Source organism: Paenibacillus sp. CMM36 (assembly GCF_053570945.1).
Genome location: NZ_JBSEDY010000004.1, coordinates 370990 through 396310, shown reverse-complemented (window position 1 = coordinate 396310; position 25321 = coordinate 370990). Strand labels below are relative to the sequence as shown.

Genomic DNA, 25321 nt, shown 5'->3' with positions numbered 1-25321 from the left:
TAATAAAACCTATTTACATACTTGGTTTAAAGCGATATATTAAGTATCAAATTTGAATCATTTTGTGGTTGAACGAGGGGGAAATGAAATCATGGATATCCAAAAAGAGTTCCAAAGACACAAAAAGCTAGGACTGGGAGGTATCATGCTACTGGTGCTGGTTTTGCTGGTCACTGCATGTGGCGTGCCGAAAACAGAGAGCGGCACTCAAGGGACAAGCACTGCGGAATCGAATACAACAAACGAAAAAACGGACAACTTAAATCTAAAGGGTAAACGGGTTGCGTTGATCATGGAGTTTAACACGGGCACATTTTCGCAACAGTATGTTCAAGGTGTGGAAGAGGAAGTTAAAAAATTTGGCGGTACGCTGACTAAGTTTGTGGCAGATAACGATAAGGCTAAAATGGCTTCTCTGCTTGATAGTGCGATTAACCAGCAGTTTGATGTCATTTTGACTGATCACGGTGATGCATTACTGGAAACAGGGTTGAAAAAAGCAGTTTCCCGCAATATTCCAGTTATCGTGTTCGATGCTGCCGTCAATGTTCCGGGTGCGGTAGTGCTCTCACAGGATGACCAAAGCATGGCTGAGCTAACGCTGGAGCAAATGAAGAAGGATATCGGTGGCAAAGGCAACATTGTGAAAGTATGGGTTGCCGGATTTGCGCCGATGGAACGTCGTCAGGTTGCTTATGGTGCATTTTTGAAATCCAATCCGGATATTAAAGAAATTGCGACTTTTGGTTCGGCTCAGAATCCTGCGTTGGATACGCAAGCCAAAATGGAAGCTGTATTAAAGCAATATCCTAAGGGTGAAATTACAGCCGTCTGGGCGGCTTGGGATGAATTTGCCAAAGGCGCAGCCCGTGCCATCCAACAAGCGGGACGTACAGAAATTAAAGTCTACGGCATTGACATGAGCGACGAGGACTTGCAAATGATCCAAGACCCGAAAAATCCTTGGGTGGCCTCGGCAGCCGTAGATCCAACAGATATCGGGCGCGTACAAGTGCGCTATGCATATCAGAAGCTGCATGGGGATAATCCGGAGGAGAAAGTCGTACTGAAGGCTGTATATGTGCAACGCGAAGCGTTGCCGGATAAGCAAATTTCCACATCCGAGCTGTCCCAATATGTGAAGGGCTGGGGCCAAAGCGAACAGGGCTATAAGGATTGGATGAAGGAATATGAAACGTCCAAATAAAATGTTTGCATAACGCAAAGGCGCGCTTCGGCGCGCTTTTATCATAAGCAGGCGTGAGGGGGCACCATGAGTTCACAAGTATATACATTGGAAATGAAGAAAATTAGCAAACAGTTTGCTGGTGTAGATGCGCTGCGAGCCGTGGATTTTACAGTGCAGGGTGGCGAGATTCACGCTCTGCTGGGCGCCAACGGGGCAGGGAAAAGTACATTGATGAAGATTCTGTCCGGTGCGTATCATTCCGATCAGGGAGCTATCGTAGTTGGTGGCAAGGAACTGAACATTAGTTCACCGTGGGAGGCCAAAAGAGCGGGAATTCACTGTGTGTATCAGGAGGTCGATTCAGCGCTTGTACCACAGTTAACTGTTGCTGAAAATATTGTAATGGACGATTTGTCAGCCCCTGATGGTCGATGGTGGACTGCACCGGTTTCTATGCGCAGACGAGCGCGTGAGGCATTAGCACGTCTGGAGATAGATATTGACGTGCGACGATATGTGTCTGAATTGACGTTGGCAGAAAAACAGCTTGTACTTATATCACGCATTCTGACACAGCAAGCCAATGCCATCATTTTTGACGAGCCTACGGCGCCGCTCAGCGAAGAAGAAACGCGACGTTTGTTCCGCACAATCCATACACTCAAGGATGAGGGAGTTGCATGTATCCTCATCACACACCGATTGCCGGAGGTTATCGAACACAGTGACCGTGTTACGGTGATGCGTGATGGTGAGCGCGTGTTCACGGGACCTGCGTCTGATTTAAGTGTAGGTGACATCGTTACGCATATGCTTGGGAAAACATTTGAGGAGGAATTCCCAAAAACAGAGGTACCGATTGGTGAAACGGTATTGGAAGCGAAAGGGCTTCACAAAGGATTACGAGTGCACGGCATTGATGTACAGGTCCGATGTGGTGAGATTCTCTCTATTGTGGGTTTGGTTGGTGCAGGCAAGACAGAGCTGTCACGACTTCTTACAGGAGCAGACAAGCCGGATAAGGGAGAGCTGACCTTTAAAGGTCGCTCCATTCGATTGAGAGAACCAGCGGATGCGGTAGCTCAAGGAATTGTGTCCATACCCGAGGAGCGACGGAAGCAGGGGGTGCTAATTGAGGAGAGTGTGGAAAGAAACCTTAGTCTTCCGCTTTTGGGCAAACTGAGTGTCCTTGGTTTCATCAGTCGGCGTAAAGAACGAAATAACGGTAATGGGATTGTCGCCTCTCTCGGTATTAAGACACCATCGCTCCGTCAGAATGTTAAATATTTAAGTGGCGGGAATCAGCAAAAAGTTGCTATTGGGAAATGGCTGCATTCCGGAGCGGATGTATTTGTTTTTGACGAGCCAACCAAGGGTGTAGATATAGGGGCAAAAAGTGATATTTTCCGTATCATTGGTGAGTTGGCGGAGCAAGGAAAAGCGATCATTTATCTAACCTGTGAATTTGCTGAAGGGATTGGCATTGGTGATCGGATTGCAGTGATGTATGATGGCAAAATTATAAAGGAATTTGCTCGGGGCGAAGTGGAACAGGAACAGCTTCTGTTGTATGCCAGCGGGGGTGAAGAGGTGCATTCATGAAGGAAAAATGGTTAAACGTCTCATTTCGTTACGGTGCCGTAGTTGTCATTATAGGTGTGTTGGCGTTTTTTTCATCTACATTACCTTATTTCTGGACTTATGATAATTTAATGGACATTCTTGGCTCGATTGCCATTGTGACTTTCGTTGCCATTGGTGTGACATTGTCACTTATCGTGGACGGTTTTGACCTGTCGGTGGGAGCTACAGTATCTTTGACAACGGTCGTTTCCGCTTCTTTAATGGTCTGGTATGAGCAGCCTGTTGCGGTGGTCATTATTGTGTCTCTGATTGTCGGCGCTTTGGTAGGACTGTTGAATTCATTATTGATCATTAAACTGCGTATTCCTGATTTGCTCGCAACCCTTGCAATCATGTATATTGTAAGCGGGATTCACAAAACGTACGCACAGGGCTATACCATATATAATCATATGCAGTTTCCCGATGGTAGCAAGGCGCCGGGGGAGATATCTCCTGCATTTCTTTTGCTGGGGCAAGGTAAATGGTTGGGTATCCCGATTTCGGTTATTTTACTGTTGCTGGCTGTGGCGGCAGTGCATGTTTTCTTGACCTATACAAAGCATGGGCGTCAAATGTATGTAACGGGTGGAAATAAGGAAGCTGCTCGTCTGTCGGGTATACGGGTAAAAAAAGTCCGTACTCTGGCCTATGTTGCTTCAGGTGTATTTGCGTCGATTGCCGGTATTTTGTATGCCTCGCGCGTAGGCTCAGGCCAAATTGACGCGGGTTCCCCCTTGCTCATGGAAGCGGTAGCTGCAGTATTCGTCGGTTTTTCGGTCTTTGGTGCTGGTAAACCCAATGTCATTGGTACATTTATTGGTGCAGTTTTGATCGGTGTGTTGGTTAATGGACTAACGATGATGAATGTGCAATATTTCGCCCATGATATTGTCAAAGGAGTAGTGCTGGTACTTGCGCTGGCCGTTACTTTTTATGTGTTAAACCGTCGTCGTACTTGAAATTGTCTGTGGACTGTATTACTATAAACCTTGTTCCACGCAAGCAGGGTGCCATAAAACGCCAGTTTCGGCCTATATTGCGGAGGTTAGGTATATTCTATGTATATTTAACGACGAAACGGAAACAGATGATAACATTATGGAAGGCAGTACGCCGCCCGGGTTATTTTATACAGGCGACCTCATATCGGTCATTAACACCGATAACCTAAATGCTGGACTACACTTGAATTGGGAGGTGAATATATTGAATAAAACGGATTTGATCAATCAGGTTTCTGAAAGCACTGAATTGTCCAAGAAGGACGTAACCAAAGCAATCGATGCAGTATTTGAGGCGATCTCTGGAGCGTTGCAAAGCGGAGATAAAGTGCAACTGGTAGGTTTCGGGAACTTTGAGGTTCGTGAACGTTCCGCACGTAAAGGACGTAACCCGCAAACAGGAGAAGAAATCGAAATTCCTGCGAGCAAAATTCCGGCATTTAAACCGGGTAAAGCGCTTAAAGACGGAATTAAATAAGATTTCTTACATATTCCCAATGCGCTGAAAAGACCGTGAATTTGATTCACGGCCTTTTCTTTTTGTCCTGTTTACTTCGTGGTAGGGGTGCTATGGACTGGAGAAGAGGAAGCTGCCCTGCCGTTTCGCGAGGCATAAGCGATCAGCACTAGGGGTTCACCTGTTAGCTCGGCAAATTCATGCTCCAGCTGTTGAAGCCGTTCGATTTGGGCAGGACTGAGATTGGCGGGAAGGTAGTTTTTCATCAGATCCGTTCCTTTCTTTAATAGATGGGACTGCACGGATAGTATGGCTCGGGACATGCTAATTATTGCAGGAGCACGGGAAGCATGTAGTTGACAAAACAAGCTTGAATCTCCATCATAAAAAGTATAGCTTCGGCTCTCAGGGAGGAAAAGGATATGGAAGATAACGTGACGGGTAGCAGTGAGTACGTCGTAATTAAAGCGAAAAGCAACGGATGTCAGGTATTTGGTTTGACCAGAGGCCAGGATACACGCTTGCATCATTCAGAAAAATTGGACAAGGGCGAGGTACTGATTGTCCAATTTACGGATCATACTTCTGCTATTAAAATTCGCGGCAAAGCCGTTGTGATGACTAAGCACGGGGTAGTAGATACGGAGGATTAAAATGCAGGCATAGCCTGCTTTTTTTTGTTGTAGAATGAGAGTGAGGACCTTTACCGTAGCAAACCCACATTATGAGGTAGAGGTCAGGGGAGGCTCTGATGAAACCTTGGATTGTATTCGGTGGCTCCATTCTCATAACCATCGCAGCAGCTGTGTTGCTGCCGTCTTTACAAGTGCTGGACTCAGGAACCGCAGCAGTTCGTGAGACACAGGCGACGATTTCGCCTCAGCAACGGGTGCTGCTGTCAGATGACAATCTGGTGGATACGCTGAATGAGCTACCGTTGACTACACCGATTGCAAGCGCAAGCTGGGAACATTCAGTCCTGACCCTGGATGTCAAACTGTCCAAGGAAGAAACTGCCCCGCTAGAGATTTATCAAAACATGGCGGAGATTGCCGCTTTTAGCTTTTACGGAACGACGAATGTGCGGCAATTGCTGCTTCGGGTGGTGACGCAGGACGAATGGTCAGGAGAACGTCATTTGCTGCTTGCATCCGATATACGCCGGAACGAGTGGACGAACGAGACATTGGAACAGCTGAGAAGCCGGGAAGGCGCGGAATTGCCAGAGGATTTGAAATCCCGTTTCCGCATTACAGTAACGCCCATGTGGCAAAACAGGTTTAACGGTGTATATACAGATTAGATGTTTCTGCCGGTGGACCTACAGTACTTTAGTCGCGAATCATTTTAAATTGTGATATAATATAAGGCATTGCAATTATTTGAGTATAGCAGAAAGTCATGTCTCGGAGGCTTAGGATGAAACCGTATCGCGTACCCCAATTAGCAAGGAAATATGTGGAATACGACATGATTCAACAACATACGGAAATGCCGGCTTTTCCTGACAGCCGTACCCGTTTGATGTTTGTGTTTTTGAACCGGAATGCGCAGGAGCTGCATGCCAGTGAGGACGAACTGTACGCATTGGTAACCTCACTTGTGCAGATGGGGCTGGATACGCATGATATGATTGATACTTTATCCGGTATACGGAGCCCGGAGGAGATGCGTTCCAGACAGCTGAAAGTGTTAGCTGGGGACTATTTTAGCAGTCGTTTTTATCAGCTGCTTGCACTGGCAGGCCGCATTACGGCCATTTCGAAGCTGAGTGATGCTGTATGTGAAGTGAACGCAGGGAAAATGAGTCTGTACTGGGGAATGAAGCAATTCCGCTTGGATGCAACTCAGTATTTAACTCAGATGGTTCGTTTCAAAAAGGAGCTTTTTTTATCATTCACTTCACTTATAGCAGAACAGGATCAGGAAATTTGGAAGCAGCTTCTCAACAAATTTGCCCTCTGTGATACCTTGGTGGAGGAATGGGGCAAGCGGACAGAACCGGGCAAGTCCCGTTTCGGATATGTGTTCTGGCATATTTATGGTAACGGAGACCGGAACGAGCAAGCGTTGCTTTCAGAAAGTGGTACTGACACTGAAGCATGGCGTAAGCTTGTTCTGAAATACAAAGCCGAGGATGCGATACTGGACAAGCTTCGCACGGCTGTTACACACATCCGGCAGATCCTGTCAGATGACCAAAATACGGGGATCGAGGAATTTGAACGCATGCTTGAGCCTTTCCTAAAGCTGCTAAATAGTCCGCACCCAGTTGTGAGGGAAGGTTAGGTGAACGTGATGGGATCAAGCGACACCAAGCCGAAAGAGCAATTCGTTCATGGCGTGTTTGAAAGCATAGCAGGTAAATACGATTTGATGAACGATATACTGAGCTTTCGCAGACATAAGGCTTGGCGGAAATTTACGATGAAAAAAATGAACATGCGTCGCGGCGATACGGCAATTGATCTTTGCTGTGGTACATGTGACTGGACGCTTGCGATGGCGCGAGCAAGTGAAAGTGGTCACATCGTAGGACTCGATTTTAGTCAGAACATGCTCAATGTTGGCGAGCGTAAAATTATATCAGAATCCCGTGAAAAGCAAATTAAGCTTGTTCAGGGCAACGCGATGGAACTGCCTTTTGAAGATAATTCATTTGATTATGCAACGATTGGTTTCGGTCTGCGCAACGTACCTGATCTGCGCCACGTGTTACAGGAGATGCAACGAGTCGTCAAACCTGGCGGGCAGGTCGTATGTCTAGAATTGTCCAAACCTACTTGGCAGCCGTTCAAGGGAATTTACTACACATATTTTCAACACATCTTGCCCATGCTCGGCAAATTGTTCGCCAAACGTTATGAGCAGTATAAATGGCTCCCTGATTCGTTGGCGCTTTTTCCTGGAAGGGATGAGTTGGCTGGCATCTTCCGTGAAGTCGGATTGAAGGATGTTCAGGCTCATTCTCTCACCGGAGGCATTGCGGCATTGCACATTGGAATCAAGGAGAGTCAGCATGTTTAAGAAAATTGCTATTTTTTTGGAAATGATTAAAATTGAACATACGTTATTTGCGCTCCCATTTGCATTCATGGGGGCTGTATTGGGGTCAGTTGTCGTGACAGGCAACCTTCCCTCGTGGCCGCAGATCGGCTGGATCCTGCTAGCTATGGTTGGCGCACGCAGCGCTGCTTTTGGCTTCAATCGTATGATCGACCGGGTGATTGATGGGAAAAATCCGCGCACAGCAGGACGCGCTATCCCGGCAGGGTTGCTCAAATCAAGCGAAGTGGTAATTTTCATTATCGTCAGTCTGGTGTTGTTATTCTGGGCATCATTCAAGTTAAGTCCGCTGGCGTTCAAGCTGTTCCCGCTGGCCTTTTTTATGCTCGTTTTTTACTCTTACACCAAGCGTTTCACTTGGCTTTGCCATATTGTACTTGGTCTGACCATTGGTTTGGCGCCACTAGGCGCGTGGGTTGCGGTAACGGGACAAATAGATTTGACCGCTATCGTTCTGTATCTCACGATCGCATTTTGGACGGCTGGATTTGATGTTATTTATGCTTGTCAGGATATAGATTTTGACCAAAACGAAGGAGTTTATTCTATTCCTGCCCGTTTTGGTGTAGCAGGTGCATTGAACATCGCTCGGGCATTCCACGTCATTACGGCGATCGGATTTATTGTACTGTTCTTTATTGCAGATTTAAGCTGGTGGTATCTGGCGGGCATGATTATTTCGTACATCATTTTATTTTATGAGCACTATATCGTATCTCCAAAAGATTTGAGTCGTTTGCAGACGGCATTCTTTACTATGAACGGTGTACTTAGCACTGTCGTATTTGCCTTTACACTGATTGATTTGGTGGTGCGTTAATACTAATGAATAATCAGGTGAGCGAACATCAAGGCAAACGAATCGTTATTGGCATTACAGGCGCGAGCGGAAGCATTTATGGTGTGCGACTGGTAGAGACTCTGCTGGACTTGCAATACACAGTTCACCTGATCGTGTCTAATGCTGGCTGGCGGGTGTTGAAAGAGGAGTTGGGCTGGAATGTGACTGACCGGGAAGGGGCTTTGAATGAACAATTCGGAGGCCGTCCCGGTTCTCTTGTATACCATCCGTTCACAGATATTGGAGCTTCGATTGCGAGCGGCTCTTATTTGGTGGATGCGATGATTATCATGCCATGCTCGATGGGGACGTTGTCAGCAGTAGCACACGGTTCGTCCGATAATCTCATGGCGAGGGCAGCGGACGTGATGATAAAGGAAGGTCGTCCGCTGATCCTTGTGCCTCGTGAGACACCTCTACATGCCATTCATTTGGAAAACATGCTTAAGCTTGCGAGACTTGGCGTCAAAATGATTCCGGCTATGCCGGCTTTTTACTTTCATCCGAAGACGCTGGATGATATTGTGCTGTTCCTCGTAGGCAAAGTATTGGACAGCTTGCGTATAGAACATCAACTGTTTACGAGATGGGGGGATTCCGATGCCGACACCGGACACCAAGACAATCACAATCGGAAAAATTAAATATACAAACGCTTGGCCTATTTTTCATTATTTTAATCCTTCTGAGCTTCTCCATTCGGCGGAGATGGTTTCTAAAGTTCCGGCTGAATTGAATCAAGGTATGTTGAATGGGAGTTTGGATATCAGTGCGATGTCCTCCTTTGCGTATGCATCCGGTGCTGAGGAAATGCTACTGTTGCCGGATTTATCCGTCAGTGCAGATGGTCCTGTGCAATCCATTTTACTATTTTCACGCAAGCCGCTGGACGAAATCAAAAACGGAACCATTGCACTAACGAATACGTCTGCTACATCCGTGAATTTGTTGAAAATTTTGATGCAAAAGGCATGGGAAGGTCAGCCTTCCTATTTTGACTGTGAACCGGATCTTGACTTGATGCTGGAACAGGCAGATGCAGGGCTACTGATTGGAGATCACGCGATTAAGGCATCATGGCGAAGCGAAGGTCTGTATGTTACGGACCTCGGAGAAGAGTGGAAGCGCTGGACGGGCTACAGTATGACTTTTGCTGTATGGGCAGTACGACGTACTGTTGCTGCTCAAAATCCCGCAGCGGTGGCTGAAACTGCGAGTGCGTTCCGCGCAAGCAAGCAGCGTAGTCTGTCGGACTTGACGTCTGTTATTTCTGAAGCATGCGAGGAAATTGGAGGTCTGCGAGATTATTGGGAGCGCTACTTTACTAATCTGTGTTATGATTTTGGAGAGAAGCAACAACAAGGTTTAGAGCTTTATTTACAGTATGCGCATGAACTGGGGCTGCTTGACCGACGAGTGAAGCCGCTTCTCTGGAGTGACAATACGCTGACACGGGTGAAAGAATGAAACGATTGGATTTGTTCGGTTTATTAAAGAAGGATATGAACTTTATAGAAGAAGAGTTGTACCGCAGTATCGATAGTACGGAGCCGTTGATTAATGATACGTCGCTTCATCTGCTTAAAGCAGGGGGCAAGCGTTTGCGTCCCGTATTTGTATTGCTGGGAGGCAAGTTTGGAGAATATGATCTGGACAAGCTCAAGCGTATAGCGGTACCTCTGGAACTGATTCATTCTGCCTCTCTCGTTCACGACGATGTGATTGACGATGCGGAAATGAGACGCGGTCAACCCACCGTGAAGTCCAAATGGGACAATCGGGTGGCTATGTACACCGGAGACTACATATATGCACGTGCGCTGTCTATTGCTGCTGGATTGCCGAATCCCGACATTCACCGGGTACTGTCTAAAGCGCTGGTGCAGATGTCCATTGGTGAAATGGAACAAATTCGTGATTTTTTTAATGTGGATCAGAGTGTGCGTAATTATTTGCTTCGCATACGGCGCAAAACGGCTTTATTAATTGCGGTTAGTTGCCAGCTGGGAGCTATGGCTGCAGGGGCACGGGAAAGTGTCAATTCCCTGCTGTACAGCTACGGCTATAACGTAGGTATGGCTTTTCAAATTCAGGATGATCTGCTCGATCTGTGCGGAACAGAAAAAAAGATCGGCAAGCCCCCGGGCAGCGATATGAGACAGGGTAATATTACGCTTCCGGTGATTTATGCGCTCGAACAGCCTGAGTTGCGTGCAGATCTACTGGCTGAAATTCGCCGCATTCAGGATGGGGATGGGCAAGGAGACGCACGCAAAGCGGTGGATATAATCAAAAAAAGTGAAGGAATCGCTAAAGCTGAAATTCTCGCCGACCGATATATTAATAAAGCGCTAAACGCGCTGGACTTACTACCAGATGTCAAAACAAAAAAGACGCTACGCGATATCGCTCATTTTGTAACACGCCGCTCCTACTAAAGTTGTGTTTTGGGTTTGCTGTGACAAAATACTTTAACCGTTTCCAAGCTTTCTGTTACAATACAGTTTAGTACTGTATAAATACATTAGATTGGATTGGGAGTGAGCCGATGGATCGTACTTTTTTGATGGTTAAACCGGATGGTGTACAACGTGGATTGATTGGACGTATCATTAGTCGTCTGGAAGACAAAGGCTTTAAAATGGCGGCTGGCAAGCTTGTACAAGTATCAAGAGAACAAGCAGAACGGCATTATGCGGAGCATGTGGGCAAGCCTTTTTTTGAAGAGCTTGTAGGTTTTATCACATCAGGCCCTGTGTTTGCTATGGTATGGGAAGGGGATAACATCGTTACGCTTTCCCGCTTGTTGATTGGTAAAACACAAGTAACCGAAGCTCTTCCGGGCACAATTCGTGGAGACTTTGCAGCACATACACCGTTTAACCTCATTCATGGTTCAGATTCACCGGAGAGCGCAGAGCGCGAGATTGCAAATTTTTTCATGCCGGAAGAATCCGTTCGGTATGAAAAAAGTGTGGCGACCTGGATGTAAGTTTAATTACGTATGAAGAAGGATGGTAGCATGACGGATATGGAACTGGGTCAGACGGACCCCGATTACACAGCGTTTATCCGCAAAATCAAGGACAGCACAGGTATTGATCTTGCACAATACAAAGAAGCACAGATGAAAAGGCGGTTAACTACGCTTCGCAACAAAAACGGGTTTCCCAGTTTTGTTTCTTTTTATGATGCCATGATGAAGGAAAAACCTCTATTCTATGAATTTCTGGATCGGATGACGATCAATGTTTCGGAATTTTGGCGTAATCCCAATCGGTGGGAAGTGCTGCGAGATACAATCTTGCCACAACTGCTTGTGGGGAAGCAGAAGCTTAAGCTGTGGAGTGCGGCCTGCTCGACTGGTGAAGAGCCTTATAGCTTGGCTATGGTTCTCGACGGTAAAGGGATTTTGGGGAATTGCTCCATTACGGCTTCCGACATTGATGATGGTGCATTGGCAAAAGCCAAGGAAGGCAAATATTTGGAGCGTTCGCTCAAGGATGTGCCTGAGCAGGTAGCTAGCAAATATTTTAAGCCGGATGGTGCGATGTATCGAATTGATGACCGTTTGAAACAAGCCGTGAAATTTCAAAAGCAAAACTTGCTGCTGGATCGGTTTGAGGATGGCTATGATCTCATTATCTGTCGAAATGTAATGATTTATTTTACAGAAGAGGCCAAACATACGTTGTATCAAAAGTTTGCAGCCAGTCTTCGTCCCGGCGGAGTATTGTTTGTCGGTAGCACAGAGCAAATCTTTTCTCCTAACCAATATGGTCTGGAATCGACGGAAACCTTTTTTTATCGCAAAAAAGCATAAGCCTGCATACATCATCCAAAGTTTTATAGGGACTTATTTATATCTTTGAGTAATTGATGGTTGGCTTATTAGCAAAGCACGTCCTTTAGCCCCTTTGGCTAAGAGGCGTGTTTTTGTTTATCTGCATACACGTGGCTTTTCTTGTCAAAGAAAGGTGCGTATACTATAATGAAGCACAGTTAAAGATTTTAGCGATGCACAGTTTAACAGTTTAAAGGGGGAACGCGTCATGAGTTTACGTTATTTAACCGCGGGGGAAACGCATGGTCCCCAGCTAACTGCCATTGTAGAGGGTATGCCGAGCAATTTAAAATTGGATTTTGAGGAATTGAATTTTCAGCTGCACCGTCGTCAGAAAGGATATGGACGGGGTCGGCGTATGCAGATTGAAAAAGATACGGCGAAGATTGCTGGAGGCGTACGTCACGGATACACCACGGGTGCACCGATTGCGCTGGTTGTGGAAAATAACGATTGGAAGCACTGGCAGAACATTATGAATATTGAGCCTATTGAAGGCAGTGATGAAGAAAAGCGTCGGGTTCACCGGCCACGTCCGGGTCATGCGGATTTGAATGGCGGAATGAAATACAACCTGAAGGATCTTCGTAACGTGCTGGAGCGCTCCAGCGCACGTGAAACAGCAATTCGTGTGGCATGCGGCGGTTTGGCTCGTCAATTGCTGGCTGAGTTCGGAATCAAGGTGGCAGGTCAGGTCATCCGTATTGGGGAAATCGAAGCTCCTTACCGCGATTTGCCGATTGATGAGCTGATTGCGGTGACAGAAGCTTCCTCGGTGAGAGTAACCGATCCAGAAACCGAAAAGAAAATGGAAGCATATATTGATTTGATCAAGCAAGAAGGTGATTCAGTCGGTGGGGTAGTGGAATGTATTGTAGAAGGTGTTCCGATTGGTCTGGGCAGTCATGTACAGTATGATCGGAAGCTGGATGCACGTATCGCACAAGGCGTCATGTCGATTAATGCATTTAAAGGCGTGGAAATCGGCATCGGTTTTGAAGCAGGAGAGTTGCGCGGTTCACAGGTGCATGACGAGATTCTATATGATGAGGAACGTGGATATCACCGTCGTACCAATCGTTTGGGTGGTTTTGAGGGGGGCATGACGAATGGAATGCCAGTTGTGGTTCGTGGCGTAATGAAGCCGATCCCCACACTCTACAAGCCTCTGCAAAGTGTCGACATTGATACGAAGGAGGCGTTCACTGCACAGGTTGAGCGTTCGGATGCATGTGCAGTACCTGCGGCTAGCGTAGTTATGGAGCATGTGGTAGCTTGGGAGATTGCAAAAGCTTTGCTAGAAAAATTCGGCGGGGATTCGATTGAAGAGATTCGTGCGAATATTGCATCCTACGAAGAACAATTGGGGCGGTACTAAAATGAGTACGCTGACGGTACAGCTTGGCGAACGTTCTTATCCTATTCATATTGGACGAGGACTGCTATATCGAGCGGGAGAGTTGTTGAAGGAACGAGGAATTGCGCAAAAAAGCCCGTTGTTGATTGTTTCTGACGAAAATGTAGCGGGATTCTACTTGGCAACATTGGAGAGCAATCTTCAGGCATCTGGCTACAAGACAGTGTCCTTTGTCGTTAAGCCAGGTGAAACCTCCAAGTCGCTTGCTGTATTTGAGCAGGTCATAACAGCAGCCATTGAGGGCGGCTTGGATCGCAATTCAGCCGTTATTGCACTTGGGGGTGGTGTCGTGGGTGATTTGGCTGGATTTGTGGCAGCTTCTTATATGAGAGGTGTCAAGTTTGTACAGATCCCCACTACGATTCTGGCCCATGACAGTAGCGTGGGCGGTAAGGTCGGCATCAACCATCTTTTGGCGAAGAATATGATAGGAGCTTTCCATCAACCGGAACTTGTATTGTATGACGTAGATACGTTGTCTACACTGCCTCCTCGTGAGGTATCTGCGGGGCTTGCTGAAATGATCAAGCACGGCTTGATCTGGGATGCTAATTTCGCCCAGTGGTGCCGTGACCATGCGACTGATTTGCTTGCACTGGATGCGACAGCTCTGGAGTACGGTCTGGAAAAGGGATGTTCCATTAAAGCCGAAGTGGTGTCACGCGATGAACGAGAACATGATTTGCGCGCTATTTTAAACCTAGGTCATACGATTGGTCATGCGATTGAAGCTATTGCGGGATATGGTGAGTTTTTACACGGGGAAGCCATTTCGATTGGAATGGTCGGCTCCGCACTTTTGGGCGTGAAGCTGGGGGCAGATCCTTCTTTGGTAGATGCAACGAAGGATATGTTGTCTTCACTACGGCTACCGACCTCCCTTCCGTCACATCTCGATACAGATCGGCTACTGGACGCGATGATGCATGACAAAAAGTTCAAAGAAGGCAGCATTACTTTTGTCGTCCCACGTAGCATCGGGCACGTGGAGGTTGTGAAGGATATTTCCGTCTCTTACATCCGAAGAGTTATTGAACAGTTAAAAGAGGGGGTGTAACGATGTACAATCGTGGAATTCGTGGCGCGACGACCGTAGCGAATAATGAAGAAAATGAAATTTTGGAAGCAACAAGCCAACTACTGGAGGAAATTGTATCCTACAATGAAATTCAGCCAGAGGATATTAGTAACGTATGGGTTACGGTGACCCATGACCTGGATACTGCCTTTCCAGCCAAGGCCATTCGTCAGCTTGATGGCTGGGATATGGTTCCGCTCATGTGTTCATTAGAAATTCCTGTGGCAGGCAGTTTACCCAAGTGCATCCGTTTGATGGTACAGGTGAACACTGATAAATCCCAGCGTGAAATTAAACATGTATATTTGAACGGAGCGCAGGCGTTAAGACCGGATCTGGCTTCCCAAGGGAAATAAGCGCCCGGTTTTAAAGTTGGTGGTTGCCAAAGTAACATCCCATGAGATATAGTGTGTGTAGCAGAGTTAAGTAGAGTAGAGTTAGCCAGAGACAGAGTTGAGATGAGAAGAGTGCAGCCTTAGCCAATTCCATATGAGATTACAGAGATCGGCAGTAGCGGGTGAGCTTTTGTCTATGAAGAGATAATCTTCTACAGAGAAGCTTATTTGAGGCAACCTGCGCGGTTATACCAAAGGGATGAGTGTATACTTATCTATTTGCTGTAGTCATTTTACATATGGAGCATTCTTATAATTTCAATAACTGACAGCCTCTACCTTACCGGTAGAGGCTTTTTTACGATTATAGAATTTATAAAATTTTCAGCGGAGCTGAACAATTCTATAATCGCAAGAAAAACTTCCGCTACACGCGGTCTGGCCTCCGTGAAGGTACGTCGATAGACGTTTTTCTTATATTCTCTCCTTTGGTTCTGCGCCAATTTGGAAAGGAAGTGATCTCATGTTAACGCCGCATGTGGAGCAAGTGATAACGATGGCGAGTGAATTTAACCTGATTCCTGTGTACAAAAAAGTGCTGGCTGATATGGAGACGCCGATTCGGATTTTCCGTCGGTATGCCGAGCGGGACCATGCCTTTCTGCTAGAGAGTGTAGAGGGAGGCGAGCAGTGGGCGCGACATTCGTTCATCGGTACAGACCCGTTTCTAATGGTCTCGGGTAAAAAAGGACGTTTGATATTGGAACAACACGGTAAACGGCAAATATTAAACGACAAGCCGATTGAAGCGCTCAAAGCATTGCTACGTAAATACCGCAGTCCGAAACTGAAAGAAATGCCTCCATTTACAGGCGGGGCTATCGGATTTTTTGGATATGACCTGCTTCAATACTATGAAAAGCTGCCAGAGCACTCGGTAGATGATTTGAATATGGATGATATTCGTTTTATGTTCTGCGATCAAGTCATTGTCTTTGATCATGTGAAACAGCAAATTTTGCTGGTTGGCAATGTTCATGTAGGCGAAGGGTTCCGCGATGAGGACATTCGAGCTGCTTATGCTGATGTGGAGCGCAAGTTGGAGGAAACGGCACAGTATCTGCGCAAGCAGCCTCAGCCTGAGCGATTAGGATCGGCCTCCATTCCAGATGATGTGGAACTGGGTGAGATTCAATCCAATGTGACGAAGGAACAGTTTATATCAAACGTAGAGCAGGCGAAGGAGTATATCCGCTCCGGTGATATTTTTCAGGTTGTACTATCCCAGCGTTTTCACATTGATACAGAGGCCTCTCCTTTACAGGTATACCGCGTGCTGCGCACGATGAACCCGTCGCCATATATGTATTATTTGAAAATGGATGACGAGATCATCGTAGGCACTTCGCCTGAGGCACTCGTCAAGGTGGAAAACGGCCGGGTAGAAACCCGTCCTATTGCAGGAACGAGACCGCGTGGGGTAACGGAGACAGAAGATGCGGCACTTGCTGAAGAACTGTTAAACGACGAAAAAGAGCGTGCAGAACATCTGATGCTGGTCGATTTGGGAAGAAATGATTTGGGCCGTGTATCACAGTTTGGCACAGTCAAATGCGATACGTTTATGGAGATTGAACGCTATTCCCATGTCATGCACATTGTATCCAATGTGTCAGGTGAGCTACGTGAGGACAAAGATTTCTTCGATGCTTTCCTGTCTTGTCTGCCAGCCGGTACCGTATCAGGGGCACCAAAGCTGCGGGCCATGGAGATTATTGCTGAGTTGGAGCGGGAAGCACGTGGACCCTATGCAGGGGCGATTGGATATTTGGGCTTCTCGGGCAATATGGACGCTTGCATTACGATTCGCACAATTGTGTTTAAAAAGAACCGGGCTTATGTCCAGGCAGGCGCTGGAATTGTGTGGGACTCAGTTCCGGAAAGCGAGTATCAGGAGACGGTGAACAAAGCAAAGGCATTGCTGAAGGCAATCCGCACGGCAGAAGTGATGTTCCCGGCAACGACACAGCCCTATAACAGCGTCATCAACCAGGATTATTTGTACACTCCGTAACACGCAAAAATCTGATTTTGAGGAGGAGACGACAATGGAACGACATGACATGATGCAAGTGGGGTTAAGCCGGATCATGGAGGGACAGCATCTTTCGCGTACGGAGGCCCGTAGCGTAATGGAACAGATTATGAGTGGAAGTGCTACACAGGCGCAAATTGGCGGGCTGCTGACGGCTCTTCGCCTCAAAGGGGAAACGGTAGATGAAATCACTGGTTTTGCCGAGGCTATGCGTAGCTACGCTAGTCCAGTGCAAGCTGAAGAAGGCAACGGTCGTCTGCTGGACACATGTGGTACTGGAGGTTCGGGGATTCACAAGTTTAATATTTCCACGATATCCGCAATCATCGCAGCTTCGGTGTCTGTACGGGTAGCAAAGCATGGCAACCGTTCTGCAAGTGGCCGTGCCGGGAGCGCTGATGTCCTGGAGGCATTGGGAGTCAACATTCATTTGACGAGTGATCAGGCTAGGTCATGTCTGGACCGAATCGGCATCTGCTTTTTATTCGCACAGCTGTATCATCCGTCTATGAAGCATGCCGCCGCGCCGCGCCGCGAGCTGGGTGTGCGGACGGTATTCAATATGCTGGGTCCATTGACGAATCCGGCTGGTGCGGATCGGCAGTTGTTGGGCATTTATGACGCCAGCAAAACGGAAGTCATTGCCGAGGTATTGAACCGGCTAGGCTCCAAACGGGCCATGGTTGTCAGTAGTCTGGATGGACTAGATGAAATTAGCATTTCAGCTGCGACACGAGTATCCGAGCTAAGGGACGGCAAGGTTCACACGTTCGAGCTTCATCCGTCGGATTTGGGCTTGCAGACGCATTCTCTTGATCAGGTGCTGGGCGGTGACGCACAGGTTAACGCAGATATCATACGACGAATTTTAAACGGAGAGCATGGAGCTTATCGGGATGTTGTGTTAGCGAATGCAGGAGCGTGCATTTATGTATCAGGCACAGCAGCTACCTTGACGGACGGAGTAGCACGAGCGGCCGAAGCCATTGACTCTGGACGGGCACTTTCCAAGCTGGACCAATTAATACAGGCAACGGGGGAATATCAATATGTATCTTGATAAAATTGTGGTGACGAAGCGACAAGAAGTGGAGCAGCTTAAGGAGCATTTTCAAATAAGTAAAGCTGAACGATTAATTGCTGATTTACCTGCGACGAGAGGATTCGAAAATGCGATCGCGAGCGGACGCAACCGTCCGCTCGGACTGATTGCTGAGGTGAAGAAGGCTTCCCCATCCAAAGGGCTGATTCGACCGGATTTCCATCCGGTGGACATTGCACGTGCATATGAGGGAGCAGGAGCGGATTGCATTTCTGTACTGACAGATGTGACGTATTTTCAGGGAAGTCCTGAATATTTACAGCAGATTCGCGATCAGGTGAAGATTCCGCTGTTGCGAAAGGATTTTATCATTGATGAACGGCAAATATATGAAGCTCGTTTGCTGGGAGCGGATGCGGTGCTGTTGATTGCCGCTATACTGGAACGGCGTGTATTAGGGTCCTTTTTACAAATCGCCAAGAACCTTGGGCTGGACGCATTGGTAGAGGTGCATGACAGTGAGGAGCTTAAAGCGGTGCTGGAGCTGGGGACAGCAACCTTGATTGGCGTAAATAACCGAAATCTGCGAACATTCGAGACTCGTCTCCAGACGACGGAGGAGCTGATCTCACTAATTCCTAAAGGGATTACGTTCATCAGTGAGAGCGGAATTGCTGGACCGGAAGATGTAAAGTATCTGCATTCGGTGGGTGCACACGGCATCCTGGTAGGGGAGCATCTGATGCGCAAGGAAGATGTGGGACAGGCTGTAACCGAATTGATGGACGGGATTAAAGTATGAACAAAACGGGCGTAAAAATTTGTGGACTTCAAAGCGTTGAAGTGCTAAAATCTATGGTAAACTTACCGGTCGATTATATAGGTTTTGTGTTTGCCGACAGCAAGCGCCGGATTGACGGCGTACAGGCTGGAGAGCTGCTTCGCGTATTGGATGAATGGACCTCAGGCAGCAGACCGCGCAGCGTGGGCGTATTTGTGAACCCTGGTGATGCACTGTTAAATGATGTGATGGAGAAAGCACCCTTGGATGTCATACAGCTGCATGGACAGGAGAGTCCAGAGCGCTGTCGGGAAATCAGGGAGTATTTTGGTATACAGGTATTCAAGGCATGGTCTGTGGACAGTCAAGGACAGAGAGAACGCTCGGCGGACGAATTGGATGCCTATGTCGGAACAATTGATGCTTTACTGCTCGATACATACGATCCCCTGTATGGTGGCGGTTCTGGAAAAACGTTTGCGTGGGATCGAATTCCTGCCTATCAGGCTTGGACCCATCAACATGGAATTCCTTTGTTTGTAGCCGGCGGGCTGACTGCTGATAATGCGGAAAAGCTGGTTCATGAGTATCATCCCGAAGGGCTGGATGTATCCAGCGGTGTAGAGACGAACGGAGTCAAGGACATTGCAAAAATCACAGCATTCGTAGAAAGGGTGAAGCAGGCATGACACAATTACCTGATAACAACGGACGTTTTGGAACATTTGGAGGACGTTTTGTACCGGAAACGTTGATGAACGCACTGATTGAATTGGAGGAATCCTACCGTAAGTACGCGGATGATCCCGAGTTTAAAGCAGAGTTGAACGGGCTCCTGAAAGACTATTCTGGTCGGGAAACCCCGCTTTATCATGCGGAACGTCTGAGCCAGCATTTGGGCGGGGCTAAAATTTACTTGAAGCGCGAAGATTTAAACCATACTGGCGCCCACAAAATCAATAATGCATTAGCTCAGGGATTGCTGGCGAAGCGTATGGGTAAACAGAAGGTTATTGCTGAAACAGGCGCAGGACAACATGGTGTCGCGACAGCAACTGTGGCTGCGTTGCTCGGATTGGAATGCAAGGTGTTTATGGGCGAAGAGGATACTGTGCGCCAGCAGTTGAACGTTTTTCGGATGCAGCTTTTGGGTGCAGAGGTCATTCCAGTGACATCGGGTACACGTACACTTAAGGATGCTGGTAATGAAGCCTTGCGTTACTGGGTCAGCCATGTCCATGATACGTTTTATATTTTGGGTTCAGCTGTCGGCCCGCATCCATATCCAATGATGGTGCGGGACTTCCAACGTGTGATTGGTGATGAAACGCGTCGCCAGATCCTAGAGAAGGAAGGCAGATTGCCGGATGTCATCGTGGCAGCGATCGGTGGCGGAAGCAATGCCATCGGCATGTTTTATCCTTTTATTGAGGATCAGGGTGTCGCTTTGATTGGCGTGGAGGCCGCTGGAAAAGGTGTCGAAACAGAATTCCATGCAGCTACGATGACCAAGGGAACACAAGGGGTCTTCCAAGGCTCTATGAGTTATCTGCTTCAGGATGAGTACGGACAAGTGCAACCTGCGCATTCCATCTCGGCTGGACTGGATTATCCAGGTGTTGGACCGGAGCATTCATACCTGAAAGATATTGAGCGGGCCAAATATGTTCCGATCACGGATCAGGAAGCGCTGGATGCGCTTCAGCTCCTCTGCCGTACCGAAGGAATACTTCCTGCATTAGAGTCGGCACATGCAGTTGCGCAGGTTGTCAAGCTGGCACCCACGTTGACGGCAGATGATATTATCGTTATTTGTTTGTCTGGACGCGGGGATAAAGATGTGGACTCCATTATCAAGTATTTGGGAGGAAATCCGTCATGAATTTAATTGATCAGGCGTTTGATCGCCTTAAAAATGAAGGCAAAACGGCATTAATTCCTTTTCTGACGGTAGGCGACCCGGATGTGGATACGACGATAGAGATCATTCGGCAGTTAGAGTCGGCCGGAGCTGACATATTGGAACTGGGTGTACCCTATTCCGACCCGCTGGCTGATGGACCTGTAATTCAGCGCGCGTCTGAGCGTGCACTGAAACGGCAAATTTCCATCCGCACGTGCATGGAGACAGCTTCTCTGGCTAGGGCGGCAGGTTCAAGCCTGCCTTTTATTCTGTTCACGTATTATAACCCTGTATTACAGATGGGGATGGATGCTTTCTTTGCAGGCTTGCAGGAGCACGGTATCAGCGGTCTTATTATTCCGGACCTTCCGCTTGAGGAAGCGGAGGAGCTGGGAGGACGGGCAGCTGAGGTGGGTGTGCATCTGATTCCTCTGGTGGCTCCAACGTCTGAACAGCGGATCGAGCGAATTGTCCGTCAGGCACGTGGATTTGTATACTGTGTATCCTCGCTGGGTGTAACTGGGGAAAGAGCTTCCTTTTTTGAAGGTATAGAGGGCTTTATCGCGCAGGTCAAACGGCATACGGATATTCCGGTAGCGGTGGGCTTCGGGATCTCTACTCAGGTGCAGGTAACCCGTTTCTCAAATATTTGCGATGGTGTTGTAGTTGGTAGTGCTATTGTACGTCAGGTAGAGGAGGCCATTCCACTACTGAATGATTCTGCACGCAGGCAAGAAGGTCTTTTGCAAATTCATAATTTTGTGGCACAATTAAAGCAATAATGGGTGTCAAAATATAAAGTAGTAAATATAGTTCTGATTGGATAGAGGAGGTAGGGGCATGCAACCTAAACCGCATATTGTACATTTGCCAGTATATCAGCCCGGTAAACCGATTGAAGACGTAAAACGTGAGCTGGGACTCGATGAAGTCATCAAGCTCGCCTCGAATGAGAATCCGTATGGTAGCTCTCCTAAAGTATTGCAGGCCATTCAACAGGAGTTTGCTAACATTAGTGTATATCCTGACGGAAGTGCGGTAGCTTTGACACAGGCATTAGCTAAACGGACGGGTTTAAAAGAGGATCAGTTTATCTATGGCTGCGGATCTGACGAAATTATTGCGTTGATTACGCGTGCTTTCCTCCTTCCTGGGGAAGAAAGCATTATGGCCGATCAGACATTTTCCGTGTATAAAAGTAACGTGGAAATTGAGGGAGCGGTTGCAGTTGAGGTGCCTTTGCGTGACGGTGTACATGATTTGGATGCTATGCTGTCCCACATCAATGACCGTACAAAAATTATTTGGATCTGTAATCCAAATAATCCGACGGGCACGATTGTACCCGAAGCGGAGCTGATTTCGTTTTTGAACCAAGTACCAAAGCATATCATGGTTGTGCTGGATGAAGCTTACGCCGAGTTTGTGACGGATCGTTCTTATCCCGACGGCATTCGTTTGTTGCCAGTGTATGAAAATCTGGTTGTACTTCGCACCTTCTCCAAAATCTATGGCCTTGCTTCGCTACGCATTGGTTATGGTATGGGAGCTGAGTCAATTATTCGCTTGATAAATCAGGTTCGTGAACCGTTTAATACTTCACGGGTAGCACAGGCTGCGGCTATTGCTGCTTTGGAAGATCAGGAATTTGTTCAAGAATGCCGGGATCGTAATGCAGAGGGCAGAGCTTATTTGCAAAATGAGCTGAAGCGTCTGGGATTGGAGTCTTTCCCAGCACATGGTAATTTTATTATGCTGGATGTACGTCGTCCATCCGGTGAGGTATTCCAGGAGTTGCTTCGTAAAGGTGTGATTATTCGCGCAGGTCATCACAAATATCCGACATATATTAGAGTGTCCGTTGGATCACAACCGCAAAATGAGTTGTTTATTCGTGCGCTGGAACAGGTCCTGGGGGCGGAAGCGGCGAAAGTACGCCTATAATTTCCGCAGATGGGATTTGATAATTGATGAAGATTGCCATTTTCGGCGTGGGACTGATAGGTGGGTCCCTCGCACTTTGTTTTAAAGGGAAGCCGGATATTTCGGTTGTCGGCCATGCCCATCTCCCTGAACTGATGGAACCGATGTTAAGCCGTGGTGTCGTGGACACCGCGACTCTTTCGGTTGAAGAAGCGGCAGAGGATGCCGATTTTATTTTTTTATGCGTACCTGTGGGCTTATTGGAGTATTATCTCGAACTGTTAAGCAGGCTACCGCTTAAAGCGGGTTGTATTATCACCGATGTAGGCAGCACGAAATCGGCAATTGCCAAAAAAGCATCAGAAATTTCTTTGCGCAATGCTTACTTTATCGGTGGTCATCCGATGGCTGGTTCGGAGCGTTCCGGTGTAAAGGCTGCTTCCGCGTTGCTGTTTGAAAATGCATATTATGTGCTTTCCCCGGCAGAGGGTGTGCCTGAGGAAGCATACTGCTCGCTGGAACGTTTATTAAAATATACTAATGCTCATGTTGTGCGTGTCGAACCAGCTATGCACGATGACATTGTCGGTGCGATTAGCCATCTTCCGCACATTATTGCAGCAGCGCTGGTGAATCAGGTGCGAAAGCACAATGATGAAAATCCGTTGTACCGTACATTGGCTGCCGGTGGGTTCCGTGATATTACACGGATAGCCTCTAGTGATCCGGTTGTGTGGCGGGACATCTTACTGAGCAATCGTGAAGTTTTACTAGGTCTGTTGGAAGAATGGAACGGACAGATTGAGCGTTTTACCCATTTACTGAGAATACAAGACGGTGAGGGAATCGCTGACGAGTTTTTAACAGCTGGGCACTTCCGCAGTGAACTGCCAGAGCGTCGTAAAGGAGTCATCGTCTCTACGTTTGATCTGTATATTGATGTACCGGATACCCCAGGGATTATCGGGCGAATTGCTATGGAACTGGGGAATCACAGCATTAATCTGAGCAATATGCAAATCATCGAAAGCCGGGAGGATGTCCCAGGCATCATGCGGCTTTCCTTCCGTCAAGAGCAGGATTGGGAGCGTGCCAAGACACTGCTGGATTCGATGGGCTATAAAGTGGTGGTATAAAGGGTGAAGAAAGTATGAGTGTTCGTTAAAGGAGGGACTGCGCTCCGCGATTCATTTGATCTTACGATCGCTGTTGTCTGCGGATTTTCTGAATATATGTACAAAGGGGAAAATCCCGCAGGCAAAGGCGAGTGCTCCGCTTCTCCAGATTCAAATGAACCTCTACGCTATGGACCGCCTTAAAAGCACCACACTTTCTGGGAGTGAAGTAGTAAGAAAAGATCTAAAGCGGGTGAAGGTTCTCTTCGCTCGCTTTTTTGTTACTTGAAGAGGTAGTGGAGCTACGCGTTATTTTGTAATTACTATCTTTCTATACATACCGTTGAACATTATAGGTGCATCCTCTTTGATCCGCAGTTTTGTTTTTTGGGTTTCAAACAGTTCTTCAAAATTCAACCCTATATCGGTTCCTAACACCTTAATAACGGGCCTTATCGTTTTTTTGAATAATGAGGGCTTTTTTCCTTTAGGAGAAAACTTATCGAAAATAATAATTTCCCCGTCTTTTTTCAAAACCCGCACCATCTCATCGAAGCATTTATTTGCGTTAGGTACTACTGAGAGAATTAAACTTCCTACTACTATATCAAATTGCTCATCCATAAAATTCATTTGTTGAGCATCCATTTCCAAGAATTTTATGGATTTTTTTGGCAAATTTATCTTTTGCTTTGTTAAGCATTTCAGGTGAATAATCTATGGCAGTAATATCCAGCCCGTAGTGATTTATTAATTCTAAATCTGCTCCAGTTCCTACACCTACAAAAAGTATTTTTTGCTCGCTATTAAATGACTTTTCTTGAAATATGATCTTTCTAGAATTGAGGAAGCTACCTGAATTGAAAAAGTTATCATAAATTGGAGACCAAATCTTATATACAGCCTTGTTCCACTTATTATTCATTTCCTGCCCCCTATCTATTGAAAAAATTAATTATATAATAATGTGTTTTAATAGGACAACCAAATAATTGGTGAAATATTGATGTATTTTATCAACCCACATATGGGGTAGGTGAGTAAGGTAAAGAGGAGTATTGGAAAACAAAAAAAAGACCACCCGGGTAAAGCCCCGGGTGGTAGCTACTTTTAGTGAAGTAGCTGAGTAGGATAGGAGTGGAGAGAAACCATACTGTACTTTTATTATATGTATACGTTTTCATTTTGTCAATATTTTTTTAAAGCGTTTTCTTTTTTTGTGTAATTATCCTTATTGGTTTATTTGATGGCACGCTTTCAGTAGGTTTGTCATTTAATCTTGAAAAAATTTAAAATCCATTGAAAAGCTGTATAAATGAATTAGTTGCCAGCGTTAGGGAGGCATTGATGGAAATCGTGGGGATTTTGGACTTTTTTACTGGCGGTCATTTTGTGGTACAATGGGTAAGTCCATTTTGTGGTACAATGGGTAAGTCCATTTTGGACGTTGAATATTGTTGGGGATAGCACCGTTAATGTTGGCACTACATAGGGTAAGAAAATAACAAATGTTCCCATGATGCTGTTTCATCCATTTGCGCAGAGGGCGCAACTTTTTTTGACCTGTTCGGTATATATAGACAGAATCGAACGGGAAAACAGCACATG

At 46.8% G+C, this 25321-nt stretch carries 26 protein-coding genes and 1 pseudogene; 25 read left to right on the top strand and 2 right to left on the bottom strand.

Annotated features, from left to right (window positions below; genetic code table 11):
* Positions 1 to 91 precede the first annotated feature (91 nt).
* The 4 genes from ACWA2B_RS11910 (at position 92) to ACWA2B_RS11895 (ending at position 4294) form a co-directional block, all read left to right on the top strand.
* A complete protein-coding gene (locus tag ACWA2B_RS11910; protein ID WP_340885733.1) occupies positions 92 to 1207 on the top strand; it encodes a sugar ABC transporter substrate-binding protein in 1116 nt (371 codons plus the stop codon).
* 66 nt (positions 1208 to 1273) lie between these two features.
* Positions 1274 to 2791 carry a sugar ABC transporter ATP-binding protein gene (locus ACWA2B_RS11905; RefSeq protein ID WP_165147000.1) on the top strand — a complete coding sequence of 506 codons (1518 nt, stop codon included), beginning with the start codon at positions 1274 to 1276 and terminating at the stop codon, positions 2789 to 2791.
* Complete coding sequence (locus tag ACWA2B_RS11900; RefSeq protein ID WP_069012697.1) at positions 2788 to 3774, top strand: ABC transporter permease; 987 nt, start codon at positions 2788 to 2790, stop codon at positions 3772 to 3774. Before ACWA2B_RS11905 ends, ACWA2B_RS11900 begins: the two co-directional genes overlap by 4 nt.
* 247 nt (positions 3775 to 4021) lie before the next feature.
* The gene (locus tag ACWA2B_RS11895; RefSeq protein WP_013310732.1) at positions 4022 to 4294 is read left to right on the top strand and encodes an HU family DNA-binding protein; all 273 of its coding nucleotides are present in this window, start codon (positions 4022 to 4024) and stop codon (positions 4292 to 4294) included.
* A 71-nt stretch (positions 4295 to 4365) separates the two neighbouring features.
* On the opposite strand, the gene ACWA2B_RS11890 is transcribed toward ACWA2B_RS11895, so the two are convergent.
* On the bottom strand, positions 4366 to 4539 hold the full coding sequence (locus tag ACWA2B_RS11890; RefSeq protein WP_165146994.1) for a hypothetical protein: 174 nt from the start codon (positions 4537 to 4539) through the stop codon (positions 4366 to 4368).
* 156 nt (positions 4540 to 4695) lie between these two features.
* Here ACWA2B_RS11890 and mtrB point away from each other — a divergent pair, with 156 nt between their 5' ends.
* The 21 genes from mtrB (at position 4696) to ACWA2B_RS11785 (ending at position 23734) form a co-directional block, all read left to right on the top strand.
* Positions 4696 to 4926: a trp RNA-binding attenuation protein MtrB gene (mtrB, locus tag ACWA2B_RS11885; RefSeq protein WP_013310730.1), complete on the top strand. Its 231-nt coding sequence runs from the start codon at positions 4696 to 4698 to the stop codon at positions 4924 to 4926.
* Between the two features lie 98 nt (positions 4927 to 5024).
* Complete coding sequence (locus ACWA2B_RS11880) at positions 5025 to 5576, top strand: hypothetical protein (RefSeq protein WP_165146991.1); 552 nt, start codon at positions 5025 to 5027, stop codon at positions 5574 to 5576.
* Between the two features lie 116 nt (positions 5577 to 5692).
* The gene (locus tag ACWA2B_RS11875) at positions 5693 to 6562 is read left to right on the top strand and encodes a heptaprenyl diphosphate synthase component 1 (RefSeq protein ID WP_039271060.1); all 870 of its coding nucleotides are present in this window, start codon (positions 5693 to 5695) and stop codon (positions 6560 to 6562) included.
* Positions 6563 to 6571: 9 nt separating this feature from the next.
* Complete coding sequence (locus tag ACWA2B_RS11870; RefSeq protein ID WP_039271329.1) at positions 6572 to 7300, top strand: demethylmenaquinone methyltransferase; 729 nt, start codon at positions 6572 to 6574, stop codon at positions 7298 to 7300.
* Complete coding sequence (locus ACWA2B_RS11865) at positions 7293 to 8159, top strand: UbiA-like polyprenyltransferase (RefSeq protein WP_029517333.1); 867 nt, start codon at positions 7293 to 7295, stop codon at positions 8157 to 8159. The genes ACWA2B_RS11870 and ACWA2B_RS11865 overlap by 8 nt, the downstream gene beginning before the upstream one ends.
* A 5-nt stretch (positions 8160 to 8164) precedes the next feature.
* Positions 8165 to 8824 carry a UbiX family flavin prenyltransferase gene (locus tag ACWA2B_RS11860; RefSeq protein ID WP_340955770.1) on the top strand — a complete coding sequence of 220 codons (660 nt, stop codon included), beginning with the start codon at positions 8165 to 8167 and terminating at the stop codon, positions 8822 to 8824.
* Positions 8781 to 9647, top strand: coding sequence for a menaquinone biosynthetic enzyme MqnA/MqnD family protein (locus ACWA2B_RS11855; RefSeq protein ID WP_342434252.1), 867 nt, complete (start codon positions 8781 to 8783; stop codon positions 9645 to 9647). The genes ACWA2B_RS11860 and ACWA2B_RS11855 overlap by 44 nt, the downstream gene beginning before the upstream one ends.
* On the top strand, positions 9644 to 10618 hold the full coding sequence (locus ACWA2B_RS11850) for a polyprenyl synthetase family protein (protein ID WP_307346146.1): 975 nt from the start codon (positions 9644 to 9646) through the stop codon (positions 10616 to 10618). The genes ACWA2B_RS11855 and ACWA2B_RS11850 overlap by 4 nt, the downstream gene beginning before the upstream one ends.
* 110 nt (positions 10619 to 10728) lie before the next feature.
* On the top strand, positions 10729 to 11172 hold the full coding sequence (gene ndk / locus ACWA2B_RS11845) for a nucleoside-diphosphate kinase (protein ID WP_039271067.1): 444 nt from the start codon (positions 10729 to 10731) through the stop codon (positions 11170 to 11172).
* Positions 11173 to 11202: 30 nt separating this feature from the next.
* Positions 11203 to 12003, top strand: a complete 801-nt coding sequence (locus ACWA2B_RS11840) for a CheR family methyltransferase (RefSeq protein WP_023989169.1) — start codon at positions 11203 to 11205, stop codon at positions 12001 to 12003.
* Positions 12004 to 12232: 229 nt separating this feature from the next.
* On the top strand, positions 12233 to 13402 hold the full coding sequence (gene aroC / locus ACWA2B_RS11835) for a chorismate synthase (RefSeq protein WP_013310720.1): 1170 nt from the start codon (positions 12233 to 12235) through the stop codon (positions 13400 to 13402).
* Between the two features lies 1 nt (position 13403).
* On the top strand, positions 13404 to 14498 hold the full coding sequence (gene aroB / locus ACWA2B_RS11830) for a 3-dehydroquinate synthase (RefSeq protein ID WP_318627154.1): 1095 nt from the start codon (positions 13404 to 13406) through the stop codon (positions 14496 to 14498).
* A gap of 2 nt (positions 14499 to 14500) precedes the next feature.
* The gene (gene aroH / locus ACWA2B_RS11825; RefSeq protein ID WP_342434251.1) at positions 14501 to 14875 is read left to right on the top strand and encodes a chorismate mutase; all 375 of its coding nucleotides are present in this window, start codon (positions 14501 to 14503) and stop codon (positions 14873 to 14875) included.
* A 502-nt stretch (positions 14876 to 15377) separates the two neighbouring features.
* Positions 15378 to 16928, top strand: a complete 1551-nt coding sequence (gene trpE, locus ACWA2B_RS11820; protein ID WP_342434250.1) for an anthranilate synthase component I — start codon at positions 15378 to 15380, stop codon at positions 16926 to 16928.
* A 34-nt stretch (positions 16929 to 16962) separates the two neighbouring features.
* Positions 16963 to 18009, top strand: a complete 1047-nt coding sequence (trpD, locus tag ACWA2B_RS11815) for an anthranilate phosphoribosyltransferase (RefSeq protein ID WP_165146982.1) — start codon at positions 16963 to 16965, stop codon at positions 18007 to 18009.
* Positions 17999 to 18793 (top strand): indole-3-glycerol phosphate synthase TrpC, encoded by a 795-nt coding sequence (trpC, locus tag ACWA2B_RS11810; RefSeq protein ID WP_165146979.1) that lies wholly within the window; start codon positions 17999 to 18001, stop codon positions 18791 to 18793. The genes trpD and trpC overlap by 11 nt, the downstream gene beginning before the upstream one ends.
* Positions 18790 to 19461, top strand: coding sequence for a phosphoribosylanthranilate isomerase (locus tag ACWA2B_RS11805; RefSeq protein WP_165146976.1), 672 nt, complete (start codon positions 18790 to 18792; stop codon positions 19459 to 19461). The genes trpC and ACWA2B_RS11805 overlap by 4 nt, the downstream gene beginning before the upstream one ends.
* Positions 19458 to 20654, top strand: a complete 1197-nt coding sequence (gene trpB, locus ACWA2B_RS11800; protein ID WP_013310713.1) for a tryptophan synthase subunit beta — start codon at positions 19458 to 19460, stop codon at positions 20652 to 20654. Before ACWA2B_RS11805 ends, trpB begins: the two co-directional genes overlap by 4 nt.
* Positions 20651 to 21457 carry a tryptophan synthase subunit alpha gene (gene trpA, locus ACWA2B_RS11795; protein ID WP_165146973.1) on the top strand — a complete coding sequence of 269 codons (807 nt, stop codon included), beginning with the start codon at positions 20651 to 20653 and terminating at the stop codon, positions 21455 to 21457. Before trpB ends, trpA begins: the two co-directional genes overlap by 4 nt.
* A 58-nt stretch (positions 21458 to 21515) precedes the next feature.
* Positions 21516 to 22619 (top strand): histidinol-phosphate transaminase, encoded by a 1104-nt coding sequence (gene hisC / locus ACWA2B_RS11790; RefSeq protein ID WP_342434249.1) that lies wholly within the window; start codon positions 21516 to 21518, stop codon positions 22617 to 22619.
* 26 nt (positions 22620 to 22645) lie between these two features.
* Complete coding sequence (locus tag ACWA2B_RS11785; protein ID WP_069012433.1) at positions 22646 to 23734, top strand: prephenate dehydrogenase; 1089 nt, start codon at positions 22646 to 22648, stop codon at positions 23732 to 23734.
* A 288-nt stretch (positions 23735 to 24022) separates the two neighbouring features.
* Here ACWA2B_RS11785 and ACWA2B_RS11780 read toward each other — a convergent pair.
* A pseudogene (locus ACWA2B_RS11780) lies at positions 24023 to 24638 on the bottom strand (class I SAM-dependent methyltransferase).
* Positions 24639 to 25321: the final 683 nt, after the last annotated feature.